This window comes from Hydrogenophaga sp., from assembly GCF_050182545.1.
Lineage (GTDB): Bacteria > Pseudomonadota > Gammaproteobacteria > Burkholderiales > Burkholderiaceae_C > Hydrogenophaga.
Window position 1 is genome coordinate 326,123 of the sequence record NZ_JBFXCD010000003.1, and the last position, 17,420, is coordinate 343,542.

A 17,420-nucleotide genomic window follows, 5' to 3' on the forward strand; every position below is an offset into this window, starting at 1 on the left:
AGGTTGTCGAGGCTGAAATGGCTCGCCGGCCGGTGGGCTGCGCAGCCGGGGAATTCATCGTCGCCCTCTTTGCAGGAAGGCCACGACGATGATCACGAAACCCTGCACCGCCGCGTTCAGGTACACGCTGATGATGCTGGTGAGGTTGAGGATGTTGCCGATGACGGAGAGCAGAATCGCCCCCACCACCGTGCCCAGGATGCGACCCTGGCCGCCTTTGAGCGCGGTGCCGCCGACGATCACCGCGGCGATGGCTTCGAGCTCCCAGAGCAGGCCGGTGGAGGGCGAGGCCGAGCCCAGGCGAGGCACGTAGAGCAGGGTGGCGATGCCCACGCAGATGCCCAGCAGCACGTAGGTGAGGATCTTGATGCGGTCCACCGCCACCGCGGCGTAGCGCGCCACCTGCTCGTTGGAGCCGATGGCCTGCACGTAGCGGCCGTAGCGCGTGCGGTTGAGCAGCAGTGCACCGGCCAGCGCGACCGCCAGGAACACCCAGATCGGGATCGGGATGCCCAGCCACGAGCTGTAGTAGACCGGGCCGTAGGTGTCGCCCAGCTCGTTGTCCAGCGTGAGCGCGCCGCCATTGGAGAAATAGGTGAGGTAGGCGCGGAAGATGCCCAGCGTGCCCAGCGTGACGATGAAAGGTTCGATGCGGCCCTTGGTGATAAGCACGCCGTGCGCCAGGCCGAAGGCCGCGCCCAGCGCGAGCGCGACCACCATGCCCACCAGCACCGCCGCCACCGGGCTGCTCACGTGGGGTGCGACCCAGTTCATCACCATGATCACGCAGCCGGCGATCAGCGCGGCCATGGAGCCCACCGAGAGGTCGATGCCGCCGGAGATGATGACGAAGCACATGCCCACCGCGATGATGCCGATGAAGGCGGTGCGCGTGAGCACGTTCATCGCGTTGTCCCAGGTCGCGAAGTCGGGGTTGAGCAGGGTGCCGGCGATGCACAGCAGCACCAGACCGACGATGGGGCCGGCGTCGCGCAGGCGGTGGCTCAGCGGTTTCCGGTCCTGCCTGGGAGGGGCTTCGGCAAGTTCGGCCTGAACGGTGGTCTGGTTCATGTCAGTGGGTTCCGGTGGCATGGGCGATCAACGCCTCTTCGGTCAGGTCTTCAGCGTCCAGCGTGGCCTGCACGGCGCCCGCGCGCATCACCACGACGCGGTGGCACAGGCCGATGAGCTCCATCAGTTCGGAGGAGATCACGACCACGCCGCGGCCTTCGGCCGCCAGACGCTGGACCAGGAAATAGATGTCGCGCTTGGCGCCCACGTCGACGCCGCGCGTGGGTTCGTCCAGCACGACCACGCGCGGATCGGGTTGCAGCACCTTGGCCATGGCCAGCTTCTGCTGGTTGCCGCCGGAGAGCGAGCCCGCGGGCGCGTCCAGCGAGCCGGTGCGGATGCCGAAATCGCCCACGGCCTTCTCCAGTGCCTGGCGCTCGGACCGTGGGTCGAGCAACGGCCTGGCGTGGCGGTCCAGGTCCATCAGCGTGAGGTTCTCCTGCAGCGACAGGCGCACGTGCAGGCCACAACCCTTGCGGTCTTCGCTCAGGTAGGTCAAGCCTTCGTGGGCGGCTTCGCGCGGGTTGCGGAAGTGCACCGGCTGACCGCCCAGGTGCATCTGGCCACCGCTGCGCGGGCGCAGGCCCAGCAGGCCTTCGAACAGCTCGGTGCGGCCAGCGCCCACCAGGCCGGCAAAACCCAGGATCTCGCCGGGGCGCACGTCGAAGCTGACGTTTTTTGCCCAGCCCGGCACGGTGACGTTCTTCACCGAGAGCAGCGGCTCGGCGGGCGGTGGCGCCACGCGCGGGGGGAACATGTCGGAGAGTTCGCGGCCCACCATCAGGTTGGCCATCTGCTGCCGCGTGTGTTCGGCCGTGGGACCCCGTGCCACGAAGCGGCCGTCGCGCATCACGACGATTTCATCGGTCACGCGCTTGACCTCGTCGAGCTTGTGCGAGATGTAGACCACGCTCACCCCCTGTTCACGCAACTGGGCGATGAGTGCGAACAGGCGCTGCGTTTCGGACGGCGTGAGCGTGGCCGTGGGCTCGTCCATCACCAGCAGGCGCGCGTGGCGCGACAGGGCCTTGGCGATTTCCACCAGCTGCTTCTCGGCCACGATGAGGTCGCGCGCACGGGTGTCGGGGTCGATGTCCAGCCCCACCTGCTGCAGCACCTCGCGCGCGGCGCTGCGCATGCCGGCCTCGTCCAGCCACCAGCCCCGGCGCATCTCACGCCCGAGGAAGATGTTCTGCGCCACGGTCAGGTCGTCGGCGAGGTTGAACTCCTGGTGGATCAGCACGATGCCGGCGTCTTCCGCGTCGCGCGAACTGGCGAAGTGCCGCACCACGCCGTCGACCTCCAGGCTGCCGCCAGTGAGCGGTTCGTAGCCCGCGAGTATCTTCATCAGCGTGGATTTCCCCGCGCCGTTCTCGCCCAGCAGGCCCACCATGTGCCCGGGCGCGAGCTCGAAGCTCACGCCGTGCAGCACGCGCACCGGCCCGAAGTCCTTGACCACGTCGTTGAAGCGCACGCTCAGGCTCACGCAGGAACCTCCACCCATTGCCCGCCCTGCGAGGACGACTGCACGGCGGCTTCGATGAAGGCCATGCCGTGCACGCCGTCTTCGATGGTGGGGAACACCACGTCGGTCGGGACGGCCGAGCCGTCCCGCGCGGCGCGCAGGGCCTGCGCGATCTCGGCGTAGACGGTGGCAAAGCCTTCCAGGTAGCCCTCGGGGTGGCCCGAGGGCAGGCGCGTCACGCGGGCGGCATCGGCGTTGGCCGCGCCGGTGCCGCGCGAGACGATCTGGGTGGGCTGGCCGAACGGTGACCAGTGCAGCTGGTTGGGGTGCTCCTGGCGCCATTCGAGGCCGCCCTTGTCGCCATAGAGGCGCAGGCGCAGGCCGTTCTCGTTGCCGGGCGCGACCTGGCTGGCCCAGAGCATGCCGCGCGCGCCACCGGCGAAGCGCAGCATGACCTGCACGTTGTCGTCCAGCGCGCGGCCGGGCACGAAGGCACTGAGTTCGGCGCAGAGCGACTGCGTCTGCAAGCCGCTCACGAAGGCGGCCAGCTGGTAGGCGTGCGTGCCGATGTCGCCGATGCAGCCGCCCGCGCCGGCGCGCGCGGGGTCGGTGCGCCAGGCGGCCTGTTTCTGGCCGCTGGACTCCAGCGGCTCGGTCAGCCAGTCCTGCGCGTACTCCACCTGCACCACGCGCAGGGTGCCCAGCGCGCCATCGCGCACCAGGCGGCGCGCGTGCCGCACCATGGGGTAGCCGCTGTAGTTGTAGGTCACGGCCAGCAGGCGGCCTTTCGAGCGAGCCAGTTCGCGCAGGCGCTGCGCCTCGGCCAGCGTGGTCGTCACGGGCTTGTCGCAGATCACGTGGATGCCGGCTTCGAGGAAGGCCTGGGCGGCCGGCGCGTGCTGGTCGTTGGGCGTGACGATGGCCACCGCTTCGATGCCGTCGGCGCCGCGCGCGGCTTCCTCGCGCGCCATGGTCCGGTAGTCCGGGTAGGCACGCGCCAGGCCCAGCGCCTGCGCCGAACGCAGGGCTTTTTCGGGCGTGGACGAGAGCGCGCCGGCGACCAGTTCGTAGTGGTCGTCCAGCCGGGCGGCGATGCGGTGCACCGCGCCGATGAACGCGCCTTCGCCGCCACCCACCATGCCCAGGCGGATGCGGTGGCCCGCGCCTTCCGCTGTGGAGCCGGCTTCGATCGTCATTGGCCGGCCTCCTGCAGGCCGAGCATGCGGCGCAGTTGCGCGGGGTCGGTGTCGCCGCCGGCGAAGTCGTCGAAGGCCTTTTCGGTCACGCGGATGATGTGGCGGCGGATGAACTCCGCGCCTTCGGCCGCGCCGGCTTCCGGGTGCTTGAGGCAGCACTCCCATTCCAGCACCGCCCAGCTGTCGTAGTTGTACTGCGCCATTTTCGAGAAGATCGCGCCGAAGTCCACCTGCCCGTCGCCCAGCGAACGGAAACGGCCCGCGCGCTGCACCCAGGGCTGGTAGCCGGAATAGACACCCTGGCGCCCGGTGGGGCGGAACTCGGCGTCCTTGATGTGCAGCGCCTTGATGCGCTCGTGGTAGATGTCGATGAACTCAAGGTAGTCGAGCTGCTGCAGCAGGAAGTGCGAGGGGTCGTAGTTGATGCAGCAGCGCGGGTGGTTGTTCACGCGCTCCAGGAACATCTCGAAGGTGGTGCCGTCGAACAGGTCTTCGCCCGGGTGCAGTTCGAAGCAGACGTTGCAGTCGGCGTCCTCGAAGGCGTCGAAGATCGGCTTCCAGCGCCTGGCGAGTTCGTCGAAGGCGGTTTCGATCAGGCCGGCCGGGCGCTGCGGCCAGGGGTAGAGAAACGGCCAGGCCAGCGCGCCGGGAAAGCTCACATTGCTTTTCAGGCCCAGTCGCTGCGAGGCCTTGGCCGAGAGCTTCATCTGTTCCACCGCCCAGGCCTGGCGCGCCTTGGGGTTCTTGCGCACGGTCTCGGGCGCGAAGCCGTCGAAGGCCTCGTCGTAGGCCGGGTGCACGGCCACCAGCTGGCCTTGCAGGTGGGTGCCCAGTTCGGTGATTTCCACGCCGTTTTCGCGCGCCACGCCGGCGATCTCGTCGCAGTAGGTCTGCGATGCGGCGGCCTTGTCCATGTCGAAGATGCGCTTGTCCCACGACGGGATCTGCACCCCCTTGAAGCCCAGGCCGCCGGCCCATTTCGTGATCGACGCCCAGGAGTCGAACGGCGCGGTGTCGCTGGCGAACTGCGCGAGGTAAATGCCGGGGCCCTTGATGTTGGTGGCCATGTGGTTGTCTCCTTTGTCGGTGTTCAGAAGTAGCTGTTGACCAGGTGCTCCAGCCGTTCCTGCTGGGCCGAGCGGGGCTGGGGCTCGAGGGCGTCGGCCTCGACCTCGCGCGCCAGCGCTTCCAGCGAGCGTTCGCCGTTGAGGATGGCGCGTCCGCGCGCGGTGTCCCAGCCCTGGTAGCGCGCCTGGACGTGGCGCTGCAGGGCGCCGTCCTGCAGCATCTTCTCGGCCACCAGCAGGCCGCGCGCGCACAGGTCCATGGCGGTGGCGTGGGCCCAGACCAGGTCGTCGGGGTCGATGGACTGGCGGCGCAGCTTGGCGTCGAAGTTCAGACCGCCCTGGCCGATGCCACCGGCCTTGAGCACTTCGTACATCGTCATCGCCACCTGGGGCAGGTTGTTGGGGAACTGGTCGGTGTCCCAGCCCAGCATCTCGTCGCCGCGGTTCATGTCGAGCGAGCCCAGGATGCCCAGCGCGCCGGCCAGCGCGATCTCGTGTTCGAACGTGTGGCCGGCCAGCAGCGCGTGGTTCTGTTCGAGGTTGACCTTGACCTCGTTCTCCAGCCCGTGCGCCTTCAGGAAGCCGTAGACCGTGCCCACGTCGTAGTCGTACTGGTGCTTGGTCGGCTCGGACGGTTTGGGTTCGATCAGGATCTGGCCGGTGAAGCCAATCTTGTGCTTGTGCTCCACCACCAGGTTCAGGAAGCGGCCGAGCTGCGCCAGCTCGCGCTTGAGGTCGGTGTTGAGCAGGGTCTCGTAGCCTTCGCGACCGCCCCAGAGCACGTAGTTCTGACCCTTGAGGCGGTGTGTCATCTCCAGCACGTTCTTCACCTGCGCGGCGGCGTAGGCGAACACGTCGGGGTCCGGGTTGGTGGCGGCGCCGGCCATGTAGCGGCGGTTGCTGAAGAGGTTGGCCGTGCCCCAGAGCAGCCGCACGCCGGTCTCGTCCATCTTGCGTTCGAACACGGCCTCGATGCGGCGCAGGTGCTCGTTCGATTCGCGCAGCGTGGCGCCTTCGGGGGCGACATCGCGGTCGTGGAAGGTAAAGAAGGGCGAGTCGACCAGGCGGAACAGGTCGAAGGCCACGTCGGCCTTGCGCAGCGCCTGGGCCATGGGGTCGCCCGCGCCGTGCCAGGGCCGCTGGAAGCTCGGTTCGCCGAAGGGGTCGGTGCCGCCCCAGCCAAAGCTGTGCCAGTAGCAGGTGGCGAAGCGCAGTTGGTCTTCCATGCGCTTGCCCAGCACCAGGCGGTTCTTGTCGTAGTAGCGGTAGGCCAGGGGTTCGTCGGCCGTGGGCCGGAAGGCTTCGCCACGGAAGGCGACGGGCTGGCCCAACGAAAAATAGGCGGCGTGTGGCGCGGTGGCCGCCGGCGCGGCATCAAGGGTCTGCATCATGGGGCGGTTCTGTGGTGTGAAGGTGGGTGGGTCACGCGGCCAGGGCGGGCGTGGGAGAGGGCAAGGCGGGAGGCGCCGTCACCTGGCGCGCCAGGCGGTAGAGCATCTGCCAGCGGGGATAGGCCTCGTCGTACAGCGCCTTGCGACAGGGGTCGGGTTCAAAGCTGCGCACACGCCGGGGCTTGGCAAAGGCGCTGCCACCGCCGGCGGCGGCGCGCGCGAGCCGCGCGGCGCCGAGCGCGCAGCCGTGTTCGCCGCCCTCGACCTGGTGCAGCGGCAGGCCCAGCACGTCGGCCAGGATCTGGCTCCAGCGCGCCGAACGCGCGCCGCCTCCGAGCAGGTCGGCTTCGCGCAGCCGCGTGCCGGCGCTGGCGAGCGCATCGCGCGCGTCGCGCACGGCGTAGGCCACGCCTTCGAGCACGGCCTGGGTCATGTCGGGCCGCCCGGTGTCGGCCGAGAGGTGCAGGAAACCTCCGCGCACGGCGCTGTCGTTGTGGGGTGTGCGGTCGCCCGAGAGGTAGGGCGCGAACCAGCAAGGGGCAGGGCCGCCGTGACTGGCGCCGTTCAGTTCGTCCAGCAGCGTGGCTTCGTCGGCCCCGGTCACACGCGCCCACCAGCTCAGCGAGGCGGCGGCCGAGAGCTGCACGCCCATCTGGTGCCACAGGCCGGGCAGGGCGTGGCAGAAGGCGTGTACGCCCAGGTCGGCGGCGGGTGCGAAGCCGGCGGTGGTGGCCCACAGCACGCCTGAGGTGCCGAGCGAGACGAAGGCGTCACCGGGCTCGACCGCACCCACGCCCACTGCGCCGGCCGCGTTGTCGCCCGCGCCGCCCGCCACCACCGGCGCCTGCGCGAAGCCCCAGCGGCGGACCCACTCGGCGCGCAGCGTGCCGGCGGCGTCGCTGCCTTCGACCAGGCGCGGCATCTGGGCTTCAGACAGGCCGCAGGCCGCCAGCAGCGGGAGCGACCAGCGGCGCTGTGCCACGTCCAGCCACAGGGTGCCGGACGCGTCGGACATCTCCTCGATGAACTCGCCCGTGAGCTTCCAGCGCAGCCAGGCCTTGGGCAGCAGCACGGTGGCGATGCGCGCGAACACCTCGGGCTCGTGCTCGCGCACCCACAGCAGCTTGGGCGCGGTGAACCCGGCCATGGCGGGGTTGCCTGCGATCTGGCGCAGCCGCAGTCCCGGTGCTTCCAGTGGCTCGCACTGCGCGCCGCTGCGCCCGTCGTTCCACAGGATGCAGGGTCGCAGCACGTCGTGGCTGGCATCCAGCAGGGTGGCGCCATGCATCTGGCCCGACAGGCCGATGCCGCGCACGGCGGCCATGGCACGCGGGTGCGCGGCGGCCAGTTCGTCCAGGCAGCGCTCGGTGGCCTGCCACCAGTCGTGCGGGTGCTGCTCCGACCAGCCCGGCGCGGGCCGCTGCACGGCCAGCGGCGCCGTGGCCGTGGCGACGGTGGCGTCCCCGTCCAGCAGCAGGGCCTTCACGCCGGAGGTCCCCAGGTCGAGGCCAAGCGTGATCACGGCAGGTTGTCCTTGAGGTAGATGTCGATGCGGATGCGTTCCTGGTCCGCGATCACCGGCTCCCGGGACCACTGCGCCAGCGCCAGGCGCAGGGCCGAGCGGATCTCGTGGCCGGCGTCCTGGTTGATGACCGCGTCCATCGTGCCGTTGAGCAGCTCGGCGCGCGAGACGGCGGTGAGCTCGTGACCGACGAAGACGGTGTGCTGATCGCGCCCGGCTGCGCGCAGCGCCTGGCAGATGCCCGCGTTGCCCGCGCCCACGCTGTAGATCGCGGCGAGCTCGGGGTGCGCCGCCAGCAGCTGGGTGGCCAGCACCTCGTTGCGCGCCGCGTCGTCCTGGCCCTCGACCGGTGGCAGCACGTTCAGGTGCGGGTGCTCCTGCGCCATGACCTGGTTGAACCCGAAGTAGCGCTCGGCGTGGTCGCGCAGCGAGAGGCTGCCCAGCACGACGGCAACAGTGGCCGGACCCCGACCGACGAAACGGCCGACGAGCGTGGCGGCGGTGCGGCCCGCGGCCGTGTTGTCGATGCCGACGTAGTGCTGGCGCGTGGAAGAGGGAACGTCCGAGACCAGCGTGATCACAACGGTGCCGGCCTGGGTGAGCTGGTCGATGGCCGAGCGCACCACCGGGTGGTCCAGCGCCATCACCACCACCGCGTCGCACCGGCCCTCTTGCGCGAGCACGGCCTTGGCCAGCTCACCCGGGTTGAAGACGTTGACCGGTAGCACCCCGGATTCGATGCGCTGGTCGCGCATCCATTCGGTGTTGGCCTCGATCTGATCGCGCAGCAGTTCCACGAAGCGGTTGTTGCCCGCCGGCAGGAGGAACACCACCTGGCGCGCGCGCGCGCGTGCCAGCCGCGCGGCAGACGGATCGGGGCGGTAGCCCAGCCGGCGCACGGCGGCGTCGACCCGGGCCACCGTGGCCGGGCGCACGCCCGGGCGCTTGTTCACCACCCGGTCCGCCGTCGCCAGGCTGACCTGCGCGTCGAGCGCGACGTCTTCCAGCGTCGCGCGTGACTTGACGGGTGTCTTGGGCTCCATGCCGATATTTTGAGGTACGCACCTCAGAAATTTGATAGGGGTTTTTACCGGTAAGTGGAAAGCCATGAGGCCCGCAACTCTTTCTGGTCGGTTCCCGGGTGCATGGCACGGGGCCTGCTTCACAATGCAGCGCTGCGCCACCCGTCGGTGGCCCGTTGCAAAGGACCCCCATGGACCCGTTCATGCAGGCCGCCATCGACGAAGCCCGCCTCGGGCGCGCGGAAGGCGGCATTCCCATCGGCTCGGTGCTGGTGCACCGCGGGCGCATCATCGGACGCGGCCACAACCGGCGCGTGCAGCAGGGCAGCGCCATCCTGCACGGCGAGATGGACGCGCTGGAGAACGCCGGTCGCCAGCCGGCGCAGGTCTACCGCGAGTCGGTGATCTACACCACGCTCTCACCCTGCCCGATGTGCAGCGGCGCGATCGCGCTCTATGGCATTCCGAAGGTGATCGTGGGCGAGAACCAGACCTTCATGGGCGAGGAGGACTGGCTGCGCGGCCGCGGCGTGGCGGTGGAGGTGCTGCAGGACGCGACCTGCGTGCACCTGATGCGCGACTTCATCGAAGCCGAGCCGGGCCTGTGGAACGAGGACATTGGCGAGCCCTGAGGGTTCGGTGCACCCTCAGTTCACGCCCGCGCCGTGCCCGGCCGGTCTGACCACTTCGCAGTGCCAGCGGTCGTGGCGCAGGATGTGTCCCGCCGCTTCCAGCTGGCGCAGTGAGCGTGCAATGGTCTCGCGCGTGGTCGAAAGCAGGGCCGCCAGCGCGACGTGGCTGGGCAGGCGGATCGCCTGGCTTGCCTGCTCGCGCGCATACAGCTGCAGTGTGGCAAGCAGCTTCTGCTGCAGGCCCTTGATGCGCATCACGCGCGACCAGTCGGCCAGCTGGCCATGCGCGCACACGATGCGCGCCTGCACACACGCATGGAACTTGCGGTCGACAACGCCGAGCCGGTAGAACTCGGGCACGTCCACGCTGCAGACGCGCCCGGCCGACAGGGCCTGGGCGCCGATCTGCTCGCGGTGCCCGTAGACAGCGTATTGCCCCAGGGTCTTGCCCCGGCCCAGCAGTGCGACCGGATGGGCCTGTCCTTCGTGGTCTTCGCGTGTGGCCATCAGCGCACCGACTTTGATGATGGAGATGCGCTGTGCCACCGTGTCCTGGGCCTGGAGCACGTCGCCCTTGGAAAACGCCGTCTCCACAATGCAGGGCGCCAGCAGCTCCCGCGACGACTGAGGCAGGCAGCCCATGAGGCAGACCTGCAGCGTCGCGCAATGGGCGCATCGCGCACGCCAGTTGCCGGGTTGTGCGGATGTGAACGCGGATCGAACGGTGGGGTGTTTCATCTGGGTTCTCCTGGCGAGTGCCTGCCCGGCGCGCGCCCGTGCCGTTCCGGGCGCTGCGGCGATCCGGCAGGCTTCAGATTCAGTAGACACCCGGAACCGGCGGGGAAACGCGATCCACGTCACATCTGTTGCAGAAAGGAGGGATCGAGCGGCCTGCATTTGAGGTGGATCAAACCGCTTGTGTGCCGAAATCGGTGCCTCACCCCATCAGCGCCCATGCCCTTCACGCACTCCATGCCATCGACAACCATGCCCGCCGCCGAAGCCGTGATGCGGCGCCTGCAGATGCTGGAGATGATCGTGGAGAACACCTCCAACATGGTCGTGGTGACCGACGCCGAGCGGCGCATCACCTGGGTCAATGCCGCGTACTCGCGCACCACGGGCTGGTCGCTTGAAGAGTGCGTGGGCCGCCGCCCGGGGGAACTGCTGCACGGACCGCAAACCAATGCCACGGAGCTGGCGCGCCTGGGGGCGATGCTCCGGCAGAAGCAGGCCGTTCAGGACTTCGAGCTGCTGAACTACAAGCGCTCGGGCGAGCCCTACTGGGTTTCGCTCAACATCCAGCCGATCCTGGACGCCAGCGGCCAGCTCACGAGCTACGTGGCGATCCAGAGCGACATCACCGAGCGCAAGAAGCGGGAGCTGTTCACGGCCGATCTGCAGCACCGCCTGGAGCTGGCGCAGCGCCTGGCGCACCTGGGCCGCATCGAGCGCGACGACGAGACCGGCCGCGCGCGATGGACGTCCGAGATCTTTCGCATCCTCGAACGCGAGCCGGACGACCTGGAGCGCGACGCTCAAGCCTTCCTCGCCCACGCCCATCCACAGGACACGGCCGGTCTGCGGGCTGCGCTGGATGAGGCACTGCGCTCAGGCGAGGCGATGGATGCCGAGTTCCGGGTGCTCACCGCCAGCGGAGCCATTCGCTGGGTGCGCTGCCGGGGTGTGCCCGATACCGCGGCAGAGGCGGTCGATTGGCCTCGCACGTTCACGGTGCAGGACGTCACGCTGTACAAGAACTTGATCGAGGAGCGCCACCGGCGCAATGAAGAGCTGAACCGGCAGGTCGGGTTGCGCACGCGCCAGCTGGAGCAGGCCTATGTTTCCCTGGAAGAGTTTTCCTATGCGCTCTCGCACGATCTGCGCACGCCGCTGCGCCACGTTGCCGGATTTGCCGAGCTCCTCAAGGAGACGGTGAACGCGGGCGACGTGCAGGGCAGTCTGGCCTATTGCGACAGGATCGTCCGCGCAGCCATGCAGATGAGGCAGCTCACCGACGGCATGCTGTCCTTTTCCCGCCTGGGGCGCCAGGGCATGACGGTGCAGACGGTGGACATGGCAGCGCTGGTGGACGAGGTGCGCTCGGCGATGGCCATGGACGCGGGGAGCAAGCCGCTGCGCTGGCGCATACAGCCTGATTTGCCCAGTGTGCAGGGCGATCCGGTGCTGCTGCGCGAGGTGTGGATGAACCTGCTGGACAACGCGGTGAAGTACGCGTCCCATCGCGACATTATCGAGATCGAAGTCGGCTGGCGCGCGCAACCCGATGGCACGGAGTTTCATGTGCGCGACAACGGCGTGGGCTTCGAGAACGGGCAGGCCGAGCGGCTGTTCAGCATGTTCCAGCGTCTGCACAGCGACCCACGCTTCGAAGGCGCGGGCATCGGTCTGGCCCTGGTGCGCCGGATTGTCGAGCACCACGGTGGCCGGATTTGGGCCGATGCCCGACCCGACCAGGGCGCCACATTCCATGTCTTCCTGCCAAGGCAGGTGGCACCGGCCTCAGCCGGTGACGCTGCGCCAGCCGGGACGGCCTGATCGCGTCACATCCACAGGGCGCGCCAGGCCAGCCGGGGCAGATCGCGCTTGTGCAGCGTCACGCGCGCCAGCCAGCTGCGGTGCTGCTGTGCGGCGATGCCTTCGAGGATGCGCAGCCCGCCCTGCACGACGAGCCGCAACTCCCAGCCGGCGCGGCCGGGCACGCGGTGCACGAGCGGGGCGCCTTGTTGCATCAGCGAGCGTGCCTGGTTGCAGAGTTCGGCCACGACAGCCTCCATCGCCGGCCCGGCTTGTCCGGCTTCGAAGTCGGCCACGCCCACGCCGTGGCGGCGCAGCACGTCGGCCGGCAGGTAGCAACGCCCGCGCCGTAGGTCCACGCTGAGGTCCTGCCAGAAGTTGATCAGTTGCAGCGCGCTGCAGATCTGGTCGCTCTGGTGCAGCGCGGCTTGGTCGCGCACACCGTACAGGTGCAGCAGCAGCCGGCCCACGGGGTTGGCCGAGAGGCGGCAGTAGTCCAGCAGCTCGGCGGTGTCGGTGTACCAGTGGCCGCTGGCGGTGTGGCGCACGTCCTGCTCAAAGGCGCTGAGCAGGTCGTGCAGCAGGTCTGCGGGCAGCGCATGCTGGCGCACCGTGAGCGAGAGTGGGGAAAAGATGCCCGGCCACCGAAGCGCGTCGTCGGCGACGGCCAGGGTGGCGCGCGACGTGGGCTGCAGGCAGCGGTGCAGTTCGGCGCGGTAGGCCGCCAGGTCGGCCAGGCGTTTTTCCGTGCTGGCCTCGCCCTCGTCGGCCATGTCGTCGGCGGTGCGTGCGAAACGGTAGATCGCCACCACGGCAGGGCGCAGGGCGGGGGGGCAGAGCCAGGATGCGACCGGGAAGTTCTCGTAGTGCCCCACGCCATCCGCCAGTGGCAGGCCGGATGGTGGCGGGTGGGGTGGCGCCGGGTCGGGTTCGGATGACGGCAATGTCATGAAACGGGGGCCTGTTCTGGTCTACAATTTTGTTACTAACCGGTCAGTCATTAATATAAGGCAGACCTGCGGGCCTTGAACACCCGCGCCAGCCTCCCGCCAGTCCACCGCCTGCATCGCCATGAAAACACCGCATTTTGTCCTGATCATGACCGCCGCGCTGACCCTGGCGGCCTGCGCACCCGCCGCGCCGCCGCAAGAGCCGATCCGATCGGTCAAGCTGCTCACGGTGGGCACCGACAGCCTGAGCGCGCGCACCGAATACGCGGGTGACGTGCGCGCACGCACGGAGTCGCGCCTGGGCTTCCGGGTGGGCGGCAAGCTGGTGCAGCGCCCGGCGGAAGTGGGCCAGCGGGTGAAGGCGGGGCAGTTGCTGGCCCAGCTCGACGCGCAGGACCTGGCGCTCTCCAGCCAGGCGGCCCAGGCCCAGGTGAGCGCGGCGCAGACGCAGCGCGACCTGGCGGCGGCCGACCTCAGGCGCTACCAGGACCTGCTGGCGCAGGGTTTCGTGAGTGGCGCTGAGATCGAGCGCCGCACCGCCACGCTGCGGTCGGCCGAGGCCACGCTGCGCCAGGCGAAGGCCCAGGGCGCGGTACAGGGCAACCAGGCGGCTTACGCGCGCTTGCTGGCCGATGGCGCTGGCGTGGTGCTGGCGGTGGAGGCCGAGGTGGGCCAGGTGGTGGCCGCTGGAACGCCGGTGGTGCGCCTGGCCCGCGATGGGGCGCGCGACGTGGTCATCGCCGTGCCCGAGGACCGGGTTGCGCAGGTCCGGCCCGGCATGCAGGCGAAGGTGCGCCTGTGGGCCGGCGCGGGTGCCGCGGCCACTGGCGGCGCGGCGCAGCTTGAGGCGACCGTGCGCGAGGTGGCGGCAAGCGCTGACGTGGCCACGCGCACCTACCAGGTGAAACTTGCGTTGCCCGATGGCGCTGCGGTGCCGCTGGGCGCCACCGCCTACGTGACGCTGGGGAGCGCCGCGGCCGGTGCCGTGGCAGAGGTCATCAAGCTGCCCACCACGGCGCTGATGCGGTCGGACGAAGGTGACCGCTCGGGTTCGGCGGTGTGGGTGTTCGACGCCAGCGCCAGCACGGTTCAGCCGCGCGCGGTGCAGGTGGCGGGTGCCGATGGCAACCAGATGGTGATCGCCGCCGGCCTCAAGCCGGGTGAGGAGGTCGTGGCCACGGGGGTCCACGTGCTCTCGCCAGGCCAGAAGGTCACGCGTTTCACTGCCGCCGCCACGCAATGAGGCCCGGCATGAACGACGCCAGCTCGCCCGCGACGACGCCCGACCACCCTGCCTCCTGGGTTTCACGCTTCAACCTCTCGCAGTGGGCACTGGACCATCAGGCCTTCACGCGCTACCTGATGATCGTGCTGATGGTGCTGGGCGTGGCGGCCTACTTCCAGCTCGGCCAGGACGAAGACCCGCCGTTCACCTTCCGCGCCATGGTGGTGCAGGCTTTCTGGCCCGGCGCCACCGCCGAGCAGATGGCCGAGCAGGTGGCCGACCGGATCGAGAAGACGCTGCAGGAAGTGCCTTACGCGGACAAGATCCGCAGCTACTCCAAGCCGGGCGAAACGCTGATCATCTTCCAGCTCAAGGACTCGTCGCCGCCGCGCGAGGTCTCCGGCATCTGGTACACCGCGCGCAAGAAGATCGGCGACATGCGCGGCACCCTGCCGCAGGGCGTGCTGGGCCCGTTCTTCAACGACGAATTCGGCGACGTGTATGGCGTGATCTACGCGCTGCAGGGCGAGGGCTTCTCGCCCGCCGACAAGAAGCTGGTGGCCGATGAGGTGCGCCAGCAATTGCTGCGCGTGCCCGACGTGAGCAAGGTCGAATTGTTCGGCGAGCAGGACGAGAAGCTCTACATCGAGATTTCGCAGAAGCGCCTGGCCACGCTCGGGCTGAACCTGCAGCAGGTGCTGGACGCGCTGGGCCAGCAGAACGCGGTGGAGTCGGCCGGCACGGTGCAAACCCCGGGCGATGTGGTGCAGGTGCGCGTGGCAGGGGCCTTCAACTCGGTGGACCAGTTGCGGGCCATGCCGATCCGGGCCGCCAGCGGCACGCAGATCCGGCTGGGCGACATCGCGCAGATCGGCCTGGGCTACGCGGACCCGCCGCAGGTGATGGTGCGCCACGATGGCAAGGACAGCATCGCCCTGGGCATTTCCATGGCCAAGGGCGGCGACATCATCGCCCTGGGTGAGGCGCTCAAGACCACGGTGGCCGGCATCGAGGCCACGCTGCCCGCGGGCATGACGCTGGCCCAGGTGCAGGACCAGCCCAGCGCGGTGACGACATCGGTCAACGAGTTCGTGAAGGTGCTGATCGAGGCGGTGGTGATCGTGCTCGCGGTGAGCTTCCTGGCGCTGGGCCTGCACCGGCGCCCGGGTGGCAAGGGCCTGCGCCGCTACGTGCTGGACATGCGCCCCGGCCTGGTGGTGTTCATCACCATTCCGCTGGTGCTGGCCATCACCTTCCTGGCCATGAACTACTGGGGCATCGGCCTGCACAAGATTTCGCTGGGCTCGCTCATCATTGCGCTCGGCCTGCTGGTGGACGACGCCATCATTGCGGTGGAGATGATGGTGCGCAAGCTCGAAGAGGGCTACAGCATGATGCGCGCGGCCACCTTCACCTGGGACGCCACCGCCATGCCCATGCTGACGGGGACCCTGATCACGGCGGCCGGCTTCCTGCCCATCGGCCTGGCCAATTCGCTCACGGGCGAATACACCTTCGCCATCTTCGCGGTCACGGTGCTGGCGCTGGTGATCTCGTGGGTGGTGGCGGTGATGTTCGTGCCCTACCTCGGCGTGGTGCTGCTCAAGGTCAAACCCCACGCCGAGGGCGAGCCGCACGAGGTGTTCGACGGCCCGTTCTACGTGCGCTTTCGCGCCGTGGTGGACTGGTGCGTGCAGCACCGCTGGCTGACCATTGGCGCGACCATCCTGACCTTCGTGCTCGGCATCGCCGGCATGGGCAAGGTGCAGCAGCAGTTCTTCCCCGATTCGAGCCGGCCGGAGATCCTGGTGGACATCTGGCTGCCCGAGGGCAGTGGGATTCGCGCCATGGACGAGGTGACGCGCCGGCTTGAGACGCGCCTGGGGACGGAAGAGGGCGTTCGCAGCGTGACTTCGTGGGTGGGTTCGGGCGTGCCGCGCTTCTACCTGCCGCTGGACCAGATCTTCCCGCAGACCAATGTGTCGCAGCTGATCGTTCTGCCGAAGGACCTGAAGACGCGCGAGCGCCTGCGCCAGGCCCTGCCGGCGCTGCTGGCCACCGAGTTCCCGGAGGTGCGCGGGCGCGTGAAGCTGCTGCCCAATGGCCCGCCGGTGCCTTACCCCGTGCAGTTCCGGGTGGTCGGTACCGACCCCACCGAGCTGCGCGTGCTGGCCGACGAGGTCAAGCAGGCCATGCGCGCCAGCCCCAACATGCGCGGCGTGAACGACAACTGGAACGAGTCGGTGAAGAAGCTGCGGCTGGAGGTCGATCAGGCCAAGGCGCGAGCGCTGGGCGTCTCGAGTCAGTCGATCGCGCAGGCCGCGCGCACGCTGCTCTCGGGCAGCACGGTGGGGCAGTACCGCGATGGCGACAAGCTGATCGACATCGTGCTGCGCCAGCCGCTCGACGAGCGCAACGCCATCACCGACCTGGCCAATGCCTACCTGCCCACGGCCAGTGGCCAGGCGATTCCGCTGCTGCAGATTGCCACGCCGGTGTTCGACTGGGAGCCGGGCGTGGTCTGGCGCGAGAACCGCGACTACGCAATCACCGTGCAGGGCGACGTGGTCGAAGGCCTGCAGGGCGCGACCGTGACGGCCGAGCTGCAACCGGCGCTCAAGGCGATCAGCGACGGCTGGGCCGCGCGCGGCATGGGCGCCTACCGCATCGAGGTGGCGGGCGCGGTGGAGGAAAGCAGCAAGGGTTCGGCGTCGATCGCGGTCGGCATCCCGGTGATGCTGTTCATCGTCTTAACGCTGCTCATGTTGCAGTTGCAGAGCTTCAGCCGCTCGATGCTGGTGTTTCTCACCGGTCCGCTGGGCATGGCTGGCGTGGCTGCGGCGCTGTTGCTGCTGAACCGTCCCTTCGGTTTCGTGGCGCTGCTGGGCGTGATCGCGCTCATGGGCATGATCCAGCGCAATTCGGTGATCCTGATCGACCAGATCGAGCAGGACCGCGCGCGCGGCGTGCCGGCCTGGGACGCGATCGTGGAGGCCGCCGTGCGGCGCATGCGCCCGATCGTTCTGACGGCGGCGGCGGCGGTGCTGGCGATGATTCCGTTGTCGCGCAGCGTGTTCTGGGGGCCGATGGCGGTGGCCATCATGGGTGGTCTCATCGTGGCGACGGTGCTGACCTTGCTGGCCTTGCCGGCGATGTATGCAGCGTGGTTCCGGGTTCGGCGGCCCGCCTGAATTGCGCTTCCTTTCTTTCCTGGACCTCGCGGACCCGGAGGCGGTGGGCGCTCTGCTCCGCGAATGTCCCCCGGCGGCGGGAGGCCGCCTCCTCCTTGATTTCGCTGCGCAGAGCGCCCACCGCCTCCGGGTCAGTGACAGGGGTGGCGC

Annotated in this window: 13 protein-coding genes; 4 read left to right on the forward strand and 9 right to left on the reverse strand. The window is 69.2% G+C overall.

The annotated features are described in order from the left end of the window. Positions 1 to 54: 54 nt before the first annotated feature. Genes AB7P10_RS05395 through AB7P10_RS05425 form a run of 7 tightly spaced genes read right to left on the reverse strand, consistent with a single transcriptional unit; the run spans position 55 to position 8,755 of the window. A complete protein-coding gene (locus tag AB7P10_RS05395) occupies positions 55 to 1,092 on the reverse strand; it encodes an ABC transporter permease (RefSeq protein ID WP_428292810.1) in 1,038 nt (345 codons plus the stop codon). Then, on the reverse strand, positions 1,073 to 2,557 hold the full coding sequence (locus AB7P10_RS05400; protein ID WP_428292811.1) for a sugar ABC transporter ATP-binding protein: 1,485 nt from the start codon (positions 2,555 to 2,557) through the stop codon (positions 1,073 to 1,075). The genes AB7P10_RS05395 and AB7P10_RS05400 overlap by 20 nt, the downstream gene beginning before the upstream one ends. Beyond that, on the reverse strand, positions 2,554 to 3,732 hold the full coding sequence (locus AB7P10_RS05405) for a Gfo/Idh/MocA family protein (RefSeq protein ID WP_428292812.1): 1,179 nt from the start codon (positions 3,730 to 3,732) through the stop codon (positions 2,554 to 2,556). Before AB7P10_RS05405 ends, AB7P10_RS05400 begins: the two co-directional genes overlap by 4 nt. Beyond that, the gene (locus tag AB7P10_RS05410) at positions 3,729 to 4,799 is read right to left on the reverse strand and encodes a sugar phosphate isomerase/epimerase family protein (protein WP_428292813.1); all 1,071 of its coding nucleotides are present in this window, start codon (positions 4,797 to 4,799) and stop codon (positions 3,729 to 3,731) included. Before AB7P10_RS05410 ends, AB7P10_RS05405 begins: the two co-directional genes overlap by 4 nt. Positions 4,800 to 4,822: 23 nt before the next feature. Beyond that, the gene (gene xylA, locus AB7P10_RS05415) at positions 4,823 to 6,187 is read right to left on the reverse strand and encodes a xylose isomerase (RefSeq protein WP_428292830.1); all 1,365 of its coding nucleotides are present in this window, start codon (positions 6,185 to 6,187) and stop codon (positions 4,823 to 4,825) included. A 34-nt stretch (positions 6,188 to 6,221) separates the two neighbouring features. Next, positions 6,222 to 7,709, reverse strand: a complete 1,488-nt coding sequence (xylB, locus tag AB7P10_RS05420) for a xylulokinase (protein WP_428292831.1) — start codon at positions 7,707 to 7,709, stop codon at positions 6,222 to 6,224. Next, the gene (locus tag AB7P10_RS05425) at positions 7,709 to 8,755 is read right to left on the reverse strand and encodes a LacI family DNA-binding transcriptional regulator (RefSeq protein WP_428292814.1); all 1,047 of its coding nucleotides are present in this window, start codon (positions 8,753 to 8,755) and stop codon (positions 7,709 to 7,711) included. The genes xylB and AB7P10_RS05425 overlap by 1 nt, the downstream gene beginning before the upstream one ends. Positions 8,756 to 8,925: 170 nt before the next feature. On the opposite strand from AB7P10_RS05425, the gene AB7P10_RS05430 reads away from it, so the two are divergent. Then, positions 8,926 to 9,366 (forward strand): nucleoside deaminase, encoded by a 441-nt coding sequence (locus tag AB7P10_RS05430; protein ID WP_428292815.1) that lies wholly within the window; start codon positions 8,926 to 8,928, stop codon positions 9,364 to 9,366. A 15-nt stretch (positions 9,367 to 9,381) separates the two neighbouring features. Here AB7P10_RS05430 and AB7P10_RS05435 read toward each other — a convergent pair whose 3' ends face one another. After that, the gene (locus AB7P10_RS05435) at positions 9,382 to 10,104 is read right to left on the reverse strand and encodes a Crp/Fnr family transcriptional regulator (protein ID WP_428292816.1); all 723 of its coding nucleotides are present in this window, start codon (positions 10,102 to 10,104) and stop codon (positions 9,382 to 9,384) included. A gap of 216 nt (positions 10,105 to 10,320) precedes the next feature. Between AB7P10_RS05435 and AB7P10_RS05440 the strand changes: the two genes are divergently transcribed. Next, a complete protein-coding gene (locus AB7P10_RS05440; RefSeq protein ID WP_428292817.1) occupies positions 10,321 to 11,925 on the forward strand; it encodes a sensor histidine kinase in 1,605 nt (534 codons plus the stop codon). Positions 11,926 to 11,930: 5 nt separating this feature from the next. On the opposite strand, the gene hpnC is transcribed toward AB7P10_RS05440, so the two are convergent. Further along, positions 11,931 to 12,854, reverse strand: coding sequence for a squalene synthase HpnC (hpnC, locus tag AB7P10_RS05445; RefSeq protein WP_428292818.1), 924 nt, complete (start codon positions 12,852 to 12,854; stop codon positions 11,931 to 11,933). Positions 12,855 to 12,975: 121 nt separating this feature from the next. Here hpnC and AB7P10_RS05450 point away from each other — a divergent pair, with 121 nt between their 5' ends. Together AB7P10_RS05450 and AB7P10_RS05455 are read left to right on the forward strand one after the other, a co-directional pair. Then, positions 12,976 to 14,097, forward strand: coding sequence for an efflux RND transporter periplasmic adaptor subunit (locus tag AB7P10_RS05450; protein WP_428292819.1), 1,122 nt, complete (start codon positions 12,976 to 12,978; stop codon positions 14,095 to 14,097). A gap of 8 nt (positions 14,098 to 14,105) precedes the next feature. Beyond that, positions 14,106 to 17,270, forward strand: coding sequence for an efflux RND transporter permease subunit (locus tag AB7P10_RS05455; RefSeq protein WP_428292820.1), 3,165 nt, complete (start codon positions 14,106 to 14,108; stop codon positions 17,268 to 17,270). Positions 17,271 to 17,420: the final 150 nt, after the last annotated feature.